Annotated in this window: 14 protein-coding genes, 1 tRNA gene and 1 pseudogene; 6 read left to right on the plus strand and 10 right to left on the minus strand. The window is 66.5% G+C overall.

What is annotated here, in order from left to right; genetic code table 11:
- Positions 1 to 3: 3 nt before the first annotated feature.
- The 4 genes from E5X34_RS00360 to E5X34_RS00375 are packed head-to-tail and all read left to right on the plus strand — an operon-like array spanning position 4 to position 5,831.
- The gene (locus E5X34_RS00360; protein WP_292559575.1) at positions 4 to 1,575 is read left to right on the plus strand and encodes an NAD(P)/FAD-dependent oxidoreductase; all 1,572 of its coding nucleotides are present in this window, start codon (positions 4 to 6) and stop codon (positions 1,573 to 1,575) included.
- Complete coding sequence (locus E5X34_RS00365; RefSeq protein WP_292559578.1) at positions 1,575 to 2,057, plus strand: MarR family transcriptional regulator; 483 nt, start codon at positions 1,575 to 1,577, stop codon at positions 2,055 to 2,057. Before E5X34_RS00360 ends, E5X34_RS00365 begins: the two co-directional genes overlap by 1 nt.
- A 44-nt stretch (positions 2,058 to 2,101) precedes the next feature.
- On the plus strand, positions 2,102 to 4,255 hold the full coding sequence (locus tag E5X34_RS00370; protein ID WP_292559581.1) for an indolepyruvate ferredoxin oxidoreductase subunit alpha: 2,154 nt from the start codon (positions 2,102 to 2,104) through the stop codon (positions 4,253 to 4,255).
- Positions 4,248 to 5,831 carry an indolepyruvate oxidoreductase subunit beta family protein gene (locus tag E5X34_RS00375; RefSeq protein ID WP_292559584.1) on the plus strand — a complete coding sequence of 528 codons (1,584 nt, stop codon included), beginning with the start codon at positions 4,248 to 4,250 and terminating at the stop codon, positions 5,829 to 5,831. Before E5X34_RS00370 ends, E5X34_RS00375 begins: the two co-directional genes overlap by 8 nt.
- A 12-nt stretch (positions 5,832 to 5,843) precedes the next feature.
- On the opposite strand, the gene E5X34_RS00380 is transcribed toward E5X34_RS00375, so the two are convergent.
- Positions 5,844 to 6,290, minus strand: a complete 447-nt coding sequence (locus E5X34_RS00380) for a pyridoxamine 5'-phosphate oxidase family protein (protein ID WP_292559586.1) — start codon at positions 6,288 to 6,290, stop codon at positions 5,844 to 5,846.
- Positions 6,291 to 6,575: 285 nt separating this feature from the next.
- On the opposite strand from E5X34_RS00380, the gene E5X34_RS00385 reads away from it, so the two are divergent.
- Positions 6,576 to 6,845, plus strand: coding sequence for a hypothetical protein (locus tag E5X34_RS00385; protein WP_292559588.1), 270 nt, complete (start codon positions 6,576 to 6,578; stop codon positions 6,843 to 6,845).
- Positions 6,846 to 7,193: 348 nt separating this feature from the next.
- Here E5X34_RS00385 and E5X34_RS00390 read toward each other — a convergent pair whose 3' ends face one another.
- From E5X34_RS00390 to E5X34_RS00425, 8 genes are all read right to left on the minus strand, one after another.
- On the minus strand, positions 7,194 to 8,432 hold the full coding sequence (locus tag E5X34_RS00390; protein ID WP_292559590.1) for a DUF1501 domain-containing protein: 1,239 nt from the start codon (positions 8,430 to 8,432) through the stop codon (positions 7,194 to 7,196).
- 20 nt (positions 8,433 to 8,452) lie between these two features.
- Complete coding sequence (locus tag E5X34_RS00395) at positions 8,453 to 9,922, minus strand: DUF1800 family protein (protein ID WP_292559593.1); 1,470 nt, start codon at positions 9,920 to 9,922, stop codon at positions 8,453 to 8,455.
- A gap of 94 nt (positions 9,923 to 10,016) precedes the next feature.
- Complete coding sequence (locus E5X34_RS00400; protein WP_292559596.1) at positions 10,017 to 10,304, minus strand: hypothetical protein; 288 nt, start codon at positions 10,302 to 10,304, stop codon at positions 10,017 to 10,019.
- 110 nt (positions 10,305 to 10,414) lie between these two features.
- A complete protein-coding gene (locus tag E5X34_RS00405; protein WP_292559598.1) occupies positions 10,415 to 10,858 on the minus strand; it encodes a periplasmic heavy metal sensor in 444 nt (147 codons plus the stop codon).
- Positions 10,855 to 11,304: a hypothetical protein gene (locus tag E5X34_RS00410; protein ID WP_292559600.1), complete on the minus strand. Its 450-nt coding sequence runs from the start codon at positions 11,302 to 11,304 to the stop codon at positions 10,855 to 10,857. The genes E5X34_RS00405 and E5X34_RS00410 overlap by 4 nt, the downstream gene beginning before the upstream one ends.
- 74 nt (positions 11,305 to 11,378) lie before the next feature.
- The gene (locus E5X34_RS00415; RefSeq protein ID WP_292560720.1) at positions 11,379 to 11,921 is read right to left on the minus strand and encodes an RNA polymerase sigma factor; all 543 of its coding nucleotides are present in this window, start codon (positions 11,919 to 11,921) and stop codon (positions 11,379 to 11,381) included.
- Between the two features lie 45 nt (positions 11,922 to 11,966).
- Positions 11,967 to 12,395: an acid-shock protein gene (locus E5X34_RS00420; RefSeq protein ID WP_292559603.1), complete on the minus strand. Its 429-nt coding sequence runs from the start codon at positions 12,393 to 12,395 to the stop codon at positions 11,967 to 11,969.
- A gap of 150 nt (positions 12,396 to 12,545) precedes the next feature.
- The gene (locus tag E5X34_RS00425) at positions 12,546 to 12,677 is read right to left on the minus strand and encodes a hypothetical protein (RefSeq protein ID WP_292559606.1); all 132 of its coding nucleotides are present in this window, start codon (positions 12,675 to 12,677) and stop codon (positions 12,546 to 12,548) included.
- A gap of 881 nt (positions 12,678 to 13,558) precedes the next feature.
- Here E5X34_RS00425 and E5X34_RS00430 point away from each other — a divergent pair.
- A tRNA-Ile gene (locus tag E5X34_RS00430) sits at positions 13,559 to 13,634 on the plus strand.
- An 83-nt stretch (positions 13,635 to 13,717) separates the two neighbouring features.
- Here the strand turns inward: E5X34_RS00430 and E5X34_RS00435 are convergent.
- Positions 13,718 to 14,062 (minus strand): annotated as a pseudogene (locus E5X34_RS00435) (tyrosine-type recombinase/integrase); the annotation flags it as partial.
- Positions 14,063 to 14,377 lie beyond the last annotated feature (315 nt).

Genomic DNA, 14,377 nt, shown 5'->3' on the forward strand with positions numbered 1-14,377 from the left:
ACGATGAGCGACGTCGATCACATCATCGTCGGCAGCGGCATCAACGCCCTGGTCTGCGCGGCGATGCTTGGCGCCAAAGGCGCCAAGGTGCTCTTGCTCGAGCGCAACGACCGCATCGGCGGCTGCATGCGCACCGAGGAGATCACGGCGCCCGGTTTCGTCCATGACGTGATGGCGACGACCTTCGTGCTGTTCATCACCTCGCCGGCCTTTGCTGCGTTGGGCAAGGACCTTGCGCGGCACGGGCTGGAGTTCTGCCACACGGCGACGCCGACCGGCGTGCTTCGGCCCGACGGCAGCCATGCTGTTATCACCACCGATCGCGCCGCCAACATCGCGGCGCTGAACCGGATCGCGCCCAGTGACGGCGACCGCCATGGCGGCGATGTCGGCGACATCGAGCGCAATGCCGGCTTGCTGTTCGGCCTGCTCGGCGGCGCGCTCTGGTCCTATCCAACGACAAAACTGCTGGCCGGCGAGGCCTGGCGGCGCGGCCCGCGCAACCTCGCCGCCTTCATGGGCGAGGCGCTGGTGCCTGCGCGCGGCTGGCTGGAAACGACTTACACATCCGACGTCGTCCGCGCGCTCTGGGCGCCCTGGGTGCTGCATGCCGGGCTTGGACCCGAAGACGCCTTCTCCGGCCAGATCGCCAAGGTCATCGCCTTCGCCCTGGAGGCGGCAGGCGCGCCGATCGTCAAGGGCGGCGCTAAAAACCTGCTCGCCGCCTTCGAGGCGCTGATCAAGGAGCGCGGCGGCGAGATCCGCGTCAACGCCGATGTCGCCTCGGTCGACCAGACAAGCGGTCGCGCCAGCGGCGTGCGGCTTGCGTCCGGCGAGACGTTGAGCGCCACGAAGAGCGTCATCTGCTCGGTCACGCCGACGCAGCTTTACGGCCGCCTGCTCGGCACGGATGCGCCGGAAGCAGCCACCAAGGCCACCCAGTCCTATCGCTACGGCAAAGGCAATTTCCAGATCCACTATGCGCTGGACAAGCCGCCGACCTGGCGCGGCGAGGGCCTCGACAAGGTGGCGCTGCTGCATCTGACGCCGGGGCTCGACGGCGTCTCCAAAGCCTGCAACGAGGCGGTGCGCGGCCTGCTGCCGGAAATTCCAACCATCTGCGTCGGCCAACCGCACGCGCTCGACCCGTCGCGCTGTCCTGAAGGCAAGGCGATCCTCTGGCTGCAATTGCCCGAGGCGCCGCGCCACATCAAGGGCGATGCCGCCGGCAAGCTCGAAGTGCCGGCTGACGGACGCTGGACCGAGGCGCTGCGCGAGGCCTATGCCGATCGTGTCGAGGCGATCCTCGCCAACCATATCGACGATTTCCGCGACACGGTGATTGCGCGCCGCGCCTATTCGCCGGCCGATCTCGAGGCGATGAACATCAACCTGGTCGGCGGCGATCCCTATGGCGGCTCGTCGACCATCGACCAGTCCTTCCTGTGGCGGCCGTTCAAGGCGAGCCGCAACCACGAGACCGGCATCAAGGGCCTCTACCATATCGGCGCTTCGACCCATCCAGGAGCCGGCCTAGGCGGCGGCTCCGGCTTCCTTCTGGCGGGGAGGCTCTGATGGAACAGAAGCTCGCCGAAAAACGCCAGCGCATCTCGACCCTCGGCCAGATCGGGCTGCAGCAATTCGCGCCCTATCTGATGAACCGCATCATGGGCCGCTACAACGCCACTTTGCGCGAGGACTTCCGTAAGCAAGGTCTTACCATTCCGCAGGTGCGGACGCTCGCCGTGCTCTCGGTCACCGACGGCGTCACCGTCAACGACCTCTCGGTCTATACGGTGATAGAGCAGTCGACCTTGAGCCGCACGCTCGACACGCTGGAAGGCCAGGGCCTTGTGCGGCGCGAGCAGGGCGTCACCGACAGCCGCATCCGCCATGTGTTCCTGACCGATGACGGACGCGCGCTGTTCACCCGCGCCTGGCCGGCGATGCACGACGCGTTCGAGGCGATGTTCGAGGATGTCGACGATGCCGAATATGCCGCGCTGATCGCGATCCTGCAGAAGATGCTGAAGAACATCCGCAAGCACGACATCTGAGTTGACGTACGCGCCGCTGATTGCGGCAACGGAAGGAGGCAGAGATGGCCGAACGGTCTTTTGCCAAGGAAGTCGAAAAGCTGAGGTTAGGGGCCGGCGAGGAATTCGCCGGCGAGGGCATCCTCGCAATCACCAAGGCGCTGCTGCAATGCGGCGTCGGCTATGTCGGCGGCTACCAGGGCGCGCCGATCAGCCATCTGATGGATGTGCTGGCCGATGCGCAGGACATTCTGGGCGAGCTCGGCGTGCATTTCGAGGCGAGCGCCTCGGAGGCGACCGCCACCGCCATGCTTGCCGCTTCGGTGCATTACCCGATCCGCGGCGCCGCCACCTTCAAATCGACGGTCGGCACCAACGTCGCGTCCGATGCGCTCGCCAATCTGGCGTCGGGCGGGGTCACCGGCGGCGCGCTGATCATCGTCGGCGAGGACTATGGCGAGGGCTCCTCCATCATGCAGGAGCGCAGCCACGCCTTCGCCATGAAGAGCCAGGTCTGGCTGCTCGATCCGCGCCCGAACCTGCCCTCGATCGTCAAGGCGGTCGAGGACGGCTTCGAACTGTCGGAGGCGTCGAACACACCCGTGATGCTGCAAGTGCGCATCCGCTGCTGCCACGTGCATGGCCACTTCACCGCCAAGGATAACAAGCGCCCGCCAATGTCGGTCGCCGACGCGCTGTCCGCACCACGCCGCGACACCGGCCGTATCGTGCTGCCGCCCGCCTCCTTTCTGCATGAGAAGGAGAAGGTCGCCAAGCGCTGGCCGGCGGCGGTCGATTTCATCAAGAGCCGCAAGATCAACGAGATGTTCGGGCCGGACCACGGCTCGGTCGGCATCGTCATGCAGGGCGGCATGTACAACTCGGTCATCCGCGCGCTGCAGCGGCTCGGCCTCGCCGACACCTATGGCGACACCGACGTGCCGCTCTATGTGCTGAACGCCGTCTATCCGCTGGTCGATGACGAGTTCCTCGCCTTCTGCGAAGACAAGCAGGCGGTGCTGGTCGTCGAGGAAGGCCAGCCCAACTACATCGAGCAGGCCTTTGCCGCGATGCTGCACAAGGCCGGGCGCGGAACCAAGCTCGTCGGCAAGGAGCATTTGCCGATGGCCGGCGAATATACTGGACAGGTCATGCTTGACGGCATCGGCTCCTTCCTGCGCGCCAACGCCCCGCACCTGCTGCCGGGTGATGTCCGCGCGCCGAACAAAACGGGCGAAGGCGTCGACACCGCCGATCTCATCAATGTCGTGCCTGGACGTCCGCCAGGCTTCTGCGTCGGCTGCCCGGAGCGGCCGATCTTCGCCGCGACCAAGCTGGTCGAGCAGGAGCTCGGCAAGCACCACATCGCCTCCGACATCGGCTGCCACCTGTTCTCGATCATGCCGCCCTTCGAGCTCGGCGCCACCACCATGGGCTACGGGCTGGGGCCCGCCTCGGCCTCCGCCTTCAACTCGCCGGACGCGAAACGCCGCTCGATCTCGTTCGTCGGCGACGGCGGGTTTTGGCACAACGGCCTCACCTCCTCGATCGGCAACGCCGTCTTCAACCGGAATGACGGCGTCATCGTCATCGTCGACAATTTCTACTCGGCCGCCACCGGCGGGCAGGACATCCTGTCGTCGCGCGCCAACAACCGCACCAAGTCGACGAAGCATCCGATCGATGAAGCGGTGAAGGGCATGGGGGTCAAATGGCTGCGCCACATCGACCGCACCTATGATGTCGGCAAGATGCGCGCCGCTTTGCGCGATGCGCTGACCACCGAGGAGAAGGGGCCGAAGGTCATCGTCGCCTCGTCCGAATGCATGCTCAACCGCCAGCGCCGCGAGAAGCCGCTGGTCGACAAGGCGATCAAGGGCGGCGAGCGCGTGGTCAAGCCCAAATTCGGCGTCGACGAGGACATCTGCACCGGCGATCACGCCTGCATGCGCCTCTCCGGCTGTCCCTCGCTGTCGGTCAAGTCGCTCGACGATCCGCTGCGCGACGATCCGGTGGCCTCGATCGACCAGAACTGCGTCGGCTGCGGCAATTGCGGCGAGGTGGCGGACGCTGCCGTGCTCTGCCCGTCCTTCTACCGCGCCGATGTGGTGCACAATCCCGGCCGCTGGGACCGTTTCCTCGAAAGCGCGCGCCGGGCCGTGATCGGGCTGCTGCAGCGCCGCCGCGAGAGCCGCCGTTTGATGTTCGCCGATGCTTGATCCCACCGCAGCGCTGCGCCCGAAGGCGGGCGCCTCAGACGACGAGCGGGTGATAAAGCTCGCCGTGCTGGCCGTCGGCGGCCAGGGCGGCGGCGTGCTGGCCGACTGGATCACCGATGTCGCCGAGCGCAACGGCTACATCGCGCAATCGACCTCGGTGGCCGGCGTCGCCCAGCGCACCGGCGCGACGATCTATTACATCGAGATGGCCCGCGACACCGGCCGGCTGCCGGTCTTCGCGCTATCGCCATCGCAGGGCGACGTCGATATCCTGATCGCAGCCGAGCTGATGGAAGCCGGCCGCGCCATCATCCGCGGCTTCGTCACGCCCGAGCGCACGACGCTGATCACCTCCTCCCACCGCATCGCCGCCGTGTCGGAAAAGATCGAGCCGGGCGATGGCCGCGCCTCGTCGGAAAAGGTGCACGCGACGGCTGAGGCCGCGGCTAAGCGCTTCATTGCCTTCGACATGGAAAAGATCGCCGCCGAGAACGGCACCATGATCTCGGCCAGCCTGCTCGGCGCGCTGGCCGGCTCCGACGCCTTGCCCTTCACCCGCGAAAGCTACGAACAGGCGATCGGCGCCGGCGGCCGTGGTGTGGAAGCCAGCCTTGCCGCCTTCGGCGCCGCCTGTGATCGCGCGTGCGGCATCGCGGCCGCGCCAACAAGCGAGAAGGCGGCGAAGCCTGCCGCCGCCGAACCCAAGCCGACGGCGAAGGTCAGCGGACCGGAAACCCTGCTGAAGGGCTGGCAGCAGCTTGCCGCCCGCGTCGCGGCGCTGCCGCAGCCGCTGCGCGACATGGCCGAGCGCGGCCTGAAGAAGGTCGTCGACTACCAGGATATCGCCTATGGCGGCGAATATCTCGACCGGCTGGACAAGGCCGTCGCGCTGGACGATGCGGAGCGTGGCTATGCTCTGTCGATGGCCGCGGCGAAGCATCTCGCCAACGCCATGTGCTATGACGACATGATCCGCGTCGCCGATCTCAAGACGCGCTCGACCCGCGACCGGCGCGTGCGCAAGGAGGTCGGGGTCAAGGAAGGTTCGGTCCTGCAGGTCACCGAATATTTCCATCCGCGCATCGAGGAGTTCTGCGGCACGCTGCCGGCGGGGCTCGGCAGCTATATCGAGAGCCGGCCGAAGCTCGCCGCCTTCCTCGACCGCCGCATCAATCGCGGCCGCCACATCCGCACCGACAGCTTTACCGGCTTCGCCATGCTCTGGTTCATCGGCGGCCTGCGCCGCTGGCGCCGCCGCCTGCTGCGCCACAAGGTCGAGCTGGAGCATCTCGAGCGCTGGTACGGCTTGGCGCTTAGTCATGCCCGCCAGGACTACGCTTTGGGCACCGAGATCCTGAACTGCCGCCGGCTGATCAAGGGCTACAGCGACACCCATGCCCGCGCCCAGTCGAAATTCGACCGCGTGCTCTCGGCGCTGCCGATGCTCAAGGGCCGCGAAGACGCCGCCGACTGGATCCGCCGCCTGCGCGAGGCGGCGCTGAAGGACGAGAAGGGCGACATGCTGGACGGCGCGCTGAAGACGGTGGCGACGCTGGGCGATAGCCCAGTTCAATAACCGTCGAGCAGTCTATTCGGTCGCTTCCCGTCCCGAAACCTGCTCGACGAGGATCCGGAAAAAGACGTGCGGCATGTTATCCGAGGTGGGAGGCGTGACGGGTTTGAGCGCGCCGGGCTCCCACCAGTCGGTGTGCTTGCTTAACACTGCCCACGCATGGTCGCGCTGAACCTTGTGGCCGATCCGGTCCGGCAGTTCCTCATAGCGGCCGTCGACAATCACGCTTTTCCACCCGCGCCCCTGTGTGTGTTCCGCCACTTGCGCGCACACCAGGGGATTGGCCCGCATCCAGTCGACCTTCTTGCCAAGCAGCGAAAACGCATAGAGGTGACTGTCGGCATAGGCGTAGTTGAAGGGCACGACATAGGGCTGTCCGTCCTTCACGCATGCCAGATGTCCGGTGCGGTTGGCAGCCAGCAATTTCGTACATTCCAAAGTGGAGAGCGTGCGGATCATCATCGCTGTGGACTCCTGGTCTCAACTCGCCGTCGGCCGGTCTCCGCCGATCGGCCTCTATCAAGTTAAAGCCTAGAGCGGAGGACCTCGTGGCTCCTTGATATGGATCAATTTGATGCCGGCTGCGACAACCCCATTTCAGCGGCGCAACCGCGATGCGACGCGTGCCGAACCGTCGCGGGGCGGTACCGTCGAGGGGGGTTAACGAAGATGTGATCCACACCGCTCCGACGGAAATCGGCCTGTACTCCGTTTCACGGACGTAGGGATGAATTACGGAGACAATGCATGTTCGCAAGATACTTTCTGTCCATCGCTCTGGCCGCCGGCACGTTGACGCTGTCCGCCGTCGGCTCCGAGGCCATGCCGCTTGTCAAGCCAAGCGCTGCGCCGCTGCCGGTCCAGACCGTCGGCTGGCGCTGCGGTCCCGGCTGGCACATGAACCGCTGGGGCAGATGCGTGCCGAACGGCCGGGCGATCATTCGCCCGATGCATGTGCGCCACTGGCACCCGGGCTTCTGGCATCACGGCCGTTGGCATCCTGGTTTTTGGAGCTGACAATCGCACCCGGATCGCCGTTGACGCCGCGCCGGAAACGGGGCGGGCGGTTTGGCTAAGGTCCCCACGCACAGGTTCGAAACCGCCGCGCCAGCGTTCGTGATTGGCCGAGGCCCCTCAGCCTCGTCATCCACGGGCGGAGCAAGGAGCGAAGCGACGCAGCGCAGACCCGAGGATCCATTCCGTGACGTTGAGGCGCCGCAGCGGTTTAGAATTCTGCTCCGCTGCGCCCTTCGGTGAAGGTAACGGAATGGATCCTCGGGTCTGCGCGTCCGCTTCGCTCCCGCTCCGCCCGTGGATGACGAACTGACGGGCGCCGAAGGTCATCGCTGACCGGCAAACCCAGGCTCACCCCACCAAATCCCCCATCGGCTTCACCGCCGCCGACTCAGGAAACACCTTGTCGCCAAGCACTGCCGCGGAAAGCCCGAACTGATCCGCCAGCAATCCCTTCAGCACCGCGCGCACATCGCTGGTCGGCGCAAGGTCGCGCTGTTCGTAGAGCTGCGCCGGCTTCAGTCCCGGCCAGTCGGCGATGACGCGGCCGCCCCTGATCGCGCCGCCGGCGAGCAGCACCACGGTGCCGGTGCCGTGGTCGGTGCCGACCGTGCCGTTGATGCGCGCCGTGCGGCCGAACTCGGTGATCGCGACGACCGCCGTGTCCTGCCAGCGCGCGCCGAGCCCTTTCTCGAATTCCTCGAACGCGCCGTCGAGGCCGCCGAGCAGGTTGGCGAGCCGCCCCGTCGCGCCGCCTTCGTTGACATGCGTGTCCCAGCCGTCGAAGGCCAAAGCTGCGATGCGCGGCCCGTCATCGGCCGCCATCAGCCTTGCAGCGCCCTGCGCCGACTGCCGCATGCCGGCGGCATTGTCGAGGCCGCCTTTCGGCTTCATCGTCTTGCCGTCGAGCTGGTCGCCCATCGCCATCCGATCGGCGTCGAGACCTTTCTGCAGGGCTGCAGCCAGAACCGGGTCACGATGGTTGTAAAGGTCGAGCACGCGCTCGGCCAAGGCATCGCCGGGCGTGGGCAGGGCTTGCGGCGCCCAGCCGAGCACAGGGGCTGCGCCGCGGATCACCAGCGGCGTCGACGGCCCGACCGCGAGCCCGCCGGCCTTCGCGATCCTGTCACCCGCCGGCAGGCTGGCCAAAGCCCGGTTGAGCCAGCCGGTGGTGGCGTTGCCGGGACCGGGAAGGCCGCTTTCCAGCACGTCCTGGCCGTCGAAATGCGAGCGGTCGCGATAGCCGGTGGCGGCAGCGTGCACCACCGCCGCCTGGCCGGCCTTGAACAGGCGCGCAAACACCGGCATTGCCGGGTTGACGGCAAAGAAACCGTCGAGCGGCAATGCCGGGTTGGCGCCTGAGAGCGAAAGCGCGATATCGCCATGCAGGCCGGCATAGTCCGGATCGCCGACCGGCCCGACTGTCGACAGCCCATCCAGCGCGCCGCGCAGCACGATGACGATCAGGCGCGGGTCGCGTTTGTCGGCGGCGCGGGCAAAGCGCGGCAGATAGGCCCAGGCAAACAGCGCCCCGCCGGTCATCAGCATCGCGCGGCGGGACAGGCTTGGGGTTTCGCAAAGAAGGCTCATGGCCATATCTCCGTGTTGGATCACCGCCGTTGGAATTCCGGCGCCATCAGCAACATCGCCAGGCCCTGCTGCTTGGATTCGGCGCGCGAAACCGCTTGCCTTGTCTCGGCCGAGACGGATGTGCCGATCAGCGATGCCAGCATCTCGTCGGGATCGCCGATGTCGTCCGCCTGCTTCGCTGTCTGCCAGGCGATGTCCAGCCGCGTCTTGAGACCTTCGGCAGAGGCCCAGGCGTCGGTGCTGTCGGAAAAGCCGTTCGGCCCCGGCGGCTGCCACAGTTTCTCGCCGAGCACGTTCAGCCAGCGCAGCGACCGCTGCGGTTCGTTGCCGGCGGTCGCGCCGACCGCCCGTCGCAGCGCCACGACATAGTCCAAGGGCGAGCGCAGCTTCGTGAGCGGCGTCGACCAGGCTTCGGGCATGTCGATCAGCGTCAACGCAATCGAGCGCAGGTCGCCGTCGGTCTTGGTGAAGACCGAGGCCAGGCGGGCGATCGCCGCCGCCGGCGGATCGTCGGCGATGAAATGGCGCGCAAGCTTGGTGGCGATGTGCCGCGCGGTGGCCGGATGGCGGGCAATGTCGTTGAGCGCCGCCTCCGCCTGGCCCATGCCGCCGTCAGGATAGGTCTTGCCGAGCAGCGCCGCCTGGCCCGGCTGATGCGCATTGGCGTTGAAGACGAAGCTTCCCGGTTCTCCCAGCCGCCCCTCGCGGCCCGCCATGGTCCAGCCGGTCAGCATGGCGGCGAAACTGGTGACGTCGGCCTGGGCATAGCCGCTGCCGACGCCGAGCGTATGCAGTTCCAGGATCTCGCGGGCTAGGTTCTCGTTGAGGCCGCGGCCACGCCTTTTGCCGGCGCGCGAATCAGGCCCGATCGACTGTTGGTTGTCGAGATAGAACAGCATCGCCGGATGATGCTCGACAGCCAAAAGCATGTCGGCGAAGCGGCCAAGCACGAAGGGGCGGATCGCCTCGCGTTCGAAGGCGCCGGCGCAGGCCCGCACGACCGGCGCCTTGGCGACGGAAACGCAGAAATGGTTCGACCAGAAGCCGACCAGCCTCTCGACGAAGCCAGGCGCCGCGGCGAGCGCCTTGTCGAACCGGGCCTGCGCCTCGTCCCGATAGATATCGGCCTCGACGCGCGGAACTGCTGGCTTGGGTTTTGCCACGGCCGGGCCGGCTGGATCATCCGCCGCCATCGGCTGCATGACGGCCGGCGCCTTTTCACCCCGCGCCGCCTTGCGCTCCATGGCCGCCGCCATGCTGGCCTGGATCGCCGCCGTGCTGTCCAGCAGCCCGGCATTCCTCGGATCGTCGGGGGAAATCAGCGCGATGTCCTGCTGCTTGAGCTCGGCCTTGAGGTGGCCGCGCGGATCGGCGGCGATCTTGCCGAAATCGTCGCCCGGTCTTGCGCCGAGACCGAAGCGGTGGAGCGCCACCAGCGCCGGGTCCGGCGGGTTTGCATGCGATGCGGGTAAGGCCAATCCAGCCTCCATCTCGCCGGCCGGCGCTCGCCGCGTCGGCCGGCCTGTCCACGTCGTCGGATGGCTTCACGATGCCGGCCGCAGCACTGGCATCGCGAGGCGGCTCTTACCAGCGGCGCCAGTGGTGCCAGCGGTGGTAAGGATGCCAGGCCGGGCCGATATAGACGCGCGGCCCGCCCCAGTAATAATAGCCGGGGTAGATCACGCGGCGATTGGGGACGCAGCGGCCCCAGTAGTTGGGATGCCAGCCCGGACCGCAACCCCAGGCGACATGCTCAATCATTGCCGGCGCTGGGGCCACGGGCGCGATCGGCATGGCCGAGGCAGCGCTTGCCGCGACCGTCCCGCCGGTGGCGAGCGCGGCGGCGAGCGAATATTTCGTCAGACTGTTCATGGGATGCTCCCCAAGTTCCAAGGTTGAAGAGAACCTGCCCGCCGCCGAAGGCGGTCACAGGCCTGTCCCTCTTTTCCTTGAACGGGCGTGTCCGCTCTTTCCGTCGCCGCCTATGGCGATTTTTTTGCGGGTGGCGGCTGCCGGCCGGCACGCCGAAGCAGTGCGTCCGCCAGCAACTGGCGGTCTTCCGGCGAGCCCGATGCGGCGAATTCGACGATGCGTTGTTCCAGCCGCGCCCGCACGGTGGCATCGGCGTTGCGCGCTCGCTCCAGGGCGGCGGCAAGCGCGTTGCTGTCGAGGGTCGGCTGCTGCAGGAGGTTCGCCGCTTCGCGCCTTGCGGCCTGTCCATCAAGGATCACGTCGCGGGATTCGCGGCGCACCTCGCGCAGCGCCTGGCGGAAAATCTTGCGGTCGGCGGCGGGCAGCCGGCCGCCTGCCGATTCCAGCGAAAAGCCCGGAGTGGATTTGCCGATCAGCCAGCCCGCCCCGCCGGCCACCGCGCCGATCAGAAAGACGTTGAGCACCAGGGATGCCGCGACAAGACGGGGGTTCATAGGTCCTCCTCCGCCTGGTCGGCATCGGGTCCGGCGTCGCCGAACGACGTCGCGTTGGCGTCCATCACATAATGGTCGGACTGGATATCCGGGCTGACGACGGTCACCAGCGCCAGCCCTGCCACGGCGCCAGCGAGCCCGACGCCCGCAAGCCCGAAGCCCAGCCACCAGAACCGCCGGCGCCGCTCCTGCCTGACCTCGGTCGTTGCCCGGGCGACGATGGCGCGATGCAGCGCCGGGCTGGGCGCCTCGACCCGATGTCGGTCGAGCATGACGTCGAGCCTGCCGGCGCGCGCCAGGATGGCGCGGCCTTGCTCGGTCTCGGCAAACAATGTCGCGGCGGCATGTTCGGCCCGCGGCCAGCGGTGCAACGCGCCGCCATAGGCGTCAGCCAACGCGGCGAAACGCCCGGCATCCATCGGCCCTTCTCTCGTCCTCTCAGCCATATCGTTCCCCCTTCCACCGTTTTGACATGGCCCCCCACGCCCTCGTCCGCGAAGCCGGCAACTCCCTTGCTGTCTCAGTCATCGCCATCATCTCCGATAAGCATCGCCTGCAGGGCGCGACGACCCCTCGCGAGCAGGCTCTCCAGCGCATCGACGCTGACCTGCATGGCGCCGGCGGCCTCGATGTTGGACAGCTCCTGATAATAGACCAGCACGATCGCCTCGCGCTGGCGTGGCGCGAGGCGCTGCAGCGCCTGGTTGACCCTGCGCTCTTCGTCGCCCGGCATGGCATCGGGAAGCGGCGCGTCATCGGCCACCTCCGGCAGCTCGTCCGTTACCCATTCGCGCCGGCGCCGCAGCCGGTCGTAGCAGAGGTTGAGCCCGACGCGATGGATCCAGGTGTCGAATCGCGCGTGCCCCTGGCGCCAGCCTGAGGCGTGGCGCCAGATGCGCACGAAAGTCTCCTGCGCGACGTCCTCGGCCTCCGCAGGATCGCCAAGCATCCGCGCGGCCAGAGCCAGGATGCGCGGCAGCTTGCGCGCCACCATCGCCTGCATTGCGACGGGGTCGCCGGCGCCGATGCGGCGTACCAGTTCCTCGTCCGGATCGGCGCCCATCAACAGGGGCGCTCGCATGTGTCATTGCGCGGCATAACCTCTGGGTCATTGCTCCTGCTTGGGAGCGGATTTGTGGCTCGGCCGCTCGTCGGCGCTGAGCACCCCGTCGCCATTTTTGTCCAGCTTGGCGAAGCGCTTGGCCAGGAAGGCGTCGAGTTCGCCCTTGTCGACGAAGCCGTCCTTGTTGGCGTCCATGCGCGCGAAGGATTTGGCCGGATCGCCCTTGGCCTTGCGTTCGATCTGGAAAGCGGTCCATTCGGCGAGGCTGACCTTGCCGTCATTGTCGGTGTCGGCCCGCATGAACGCCTTTTCCCGGCGCGCCTCGAACTTTTCCAGCGTCAGGCCGGACTTGGTCTGGTCGGGCTTGGCGGCAGCCGCAGTGTCCGGCGTCGTCTGGGCGGGGGCAGCCGTCGTCGTCTGGGCGACCGCGACAGCGGTCTGCAGGCCAAGGGCAACGGCGAATAGGCGGATCATGCTCTCGTCTCCGGTTGGCGCGGCCATTGGCGACCACGCTTCAGCCATTGAACGCGGCGAGGAGCAAAATCCGTCGGTCCTTTCGGCCGGACAGCAAATCCGTCCGATCCGGTTGCGCCGGACCGGAATGCGCCCGAACGGAAGCGGCGACTATCTCTGGTTGTCGACCACCACCAGCTGGTCCGGCTTGAAGCCGGCATGCTGCGGCGTCCAGACGTCGCCTTCGCGGTTGAACCAGTGGCACAGATACGTGCCGGAGGCCGCGCCATCGCTGATTGTCATTTCCGGCCCTCCGGATCTCAGCCTGACGACGTCTCCGGTCTTGAAACTAGTGGGCATTTCGACCTCCCATGCTGACCGGCCGAGTTTCCCACCAACAGCTACTCCCGACAATGGCCGAGAATGGGCCGATGACGTGGTACAGGATTGTGGAGGTGTCGATGCCGCTTGCCTGGCGCGCCGGGCAGCGCTCCATATGTTGCCGGATCGTGTCGGGGCTTCGCAGGCGAAGCGAGCGACCTGATCGCGCAGTGTCTTCAATAGCTGTCGTGCTGAGGGGGCGGCGGCAGCGCCGACTGGCTGTCTTGTCCCGCCGGGCGGACGGTCATGGACCTTTCATCGGGCCACAATGCCTGTGCCTTCATAACCGCTGCCAGGAGATTCTCTGCTTCAACGCTTCCGATCTCGGTTAGAAGCGGGCTGTTGCCGCCTGCTGCGAAATCGACGTGATAGACAGTCCAACTCCTCATCGCATTTCCGGCAATTTGCGTCTCGGCGCGGGCAAGCGGATGGAAGCCCGGCTCGCTTTTGTGGTTAGGATTTTGAGGTCCGCGAGCCGGGCATGCGCCAACCGATGGGCGGGGGGCTTGGGGTTATCAGCCGGCGCGATGGCGAGACTGTCTGATTTGCCCGCTGGTCCACAATCGACCGAGGTCCATCCTGCCGGACGCATTGGTCCGAAAGGACCAAAGATATAGCCCCTTATTCCGTTGGGGCAGATTGCCTGTGCCAGTGATCTGGCAGAGCGGGCTTGGCAAAATCTGTCGGCGCCAGCAGATACCTGTCCCAGGCCGCCGGCATTGGGCGCTTGACCCTGGTGATCGAACCGGCGCATTCGGAGAGGCTTGTGCGGAAGAGCGAAAAACACTAAGCCAGCCCGCGTGGGGCCTGTAGCTCAATGGTTAGAGCCGGCGGCTCATAACCGCTTGGTTGGGGGTTCGAGTCCCTCCGGGCCCACCATTATCGTTATTTATCAATGGCTTATAGGGTGGTTCGCCACGAGGTTCGCCAATAGGTTCGCCAAGCATCGGCTTGCGCGTGACCAGACGCACGACTCGATCCATCCCCTGGACTGCCAGCCGTACCTGCGGTGCCTCGCGCGAATAGAGCTCGGCATGATCAATGTCGTCGTGACCGAGCACATCCATGAGCTGTCTGGTCGAAGCCTCTGCCTCGGCCAGATAGACGCCAAGCGACTTCCTTAGTCCATGCAGGGTCAGCCCCTTCGGCAGGCCGGCAAGCTTGCACCAATGCGCCATCATTCCAGTGAGCGACTTGGCGGAGAACGGCTCACCATAGCTATTGACCAGGACAGTCTCGCCGCGCCTGTCGGCCGCATCCAAAATCTCGGAGAGCATCGGTGTGATCGGCACGAAAAGCCGCTTGCCGCCGGTTCTTCTTCGCTATTCTCCGACGGTGTGTTTTGCATGCGCGAGATTGTAGCAGAAGGGCGCTCGGAACAGCAGGGCAAAGTGAGACGTCCACCACCGAATCCCGTGGAAACTGCGGCGCTCGCCGGAAGTAGGCAGCCATTCGATTATGGATGGGGCGAAGGCCTAACTGACAAGGCCGGGAAAGTTCGGCAACCGGACAGTCCGCAGTCGGCCCCATTTCAGACATTCAGTCCGATCATTCAGCCGATGACCACTTTGCGCCCCTGCATGGGCTTGGCGCAGTTCGGATATTCCCGAAATCTGCTACTT

Source organism: Mesorhizobium sp. (assembly GCF_004963255.1).
In the GTDB taxonomy this organism is placed as follows: Bacteria; Pseudomonadota; Alphaproteobacteria; order Rhizobiales; family Rhizobiaceae; genus Mesorhizobium.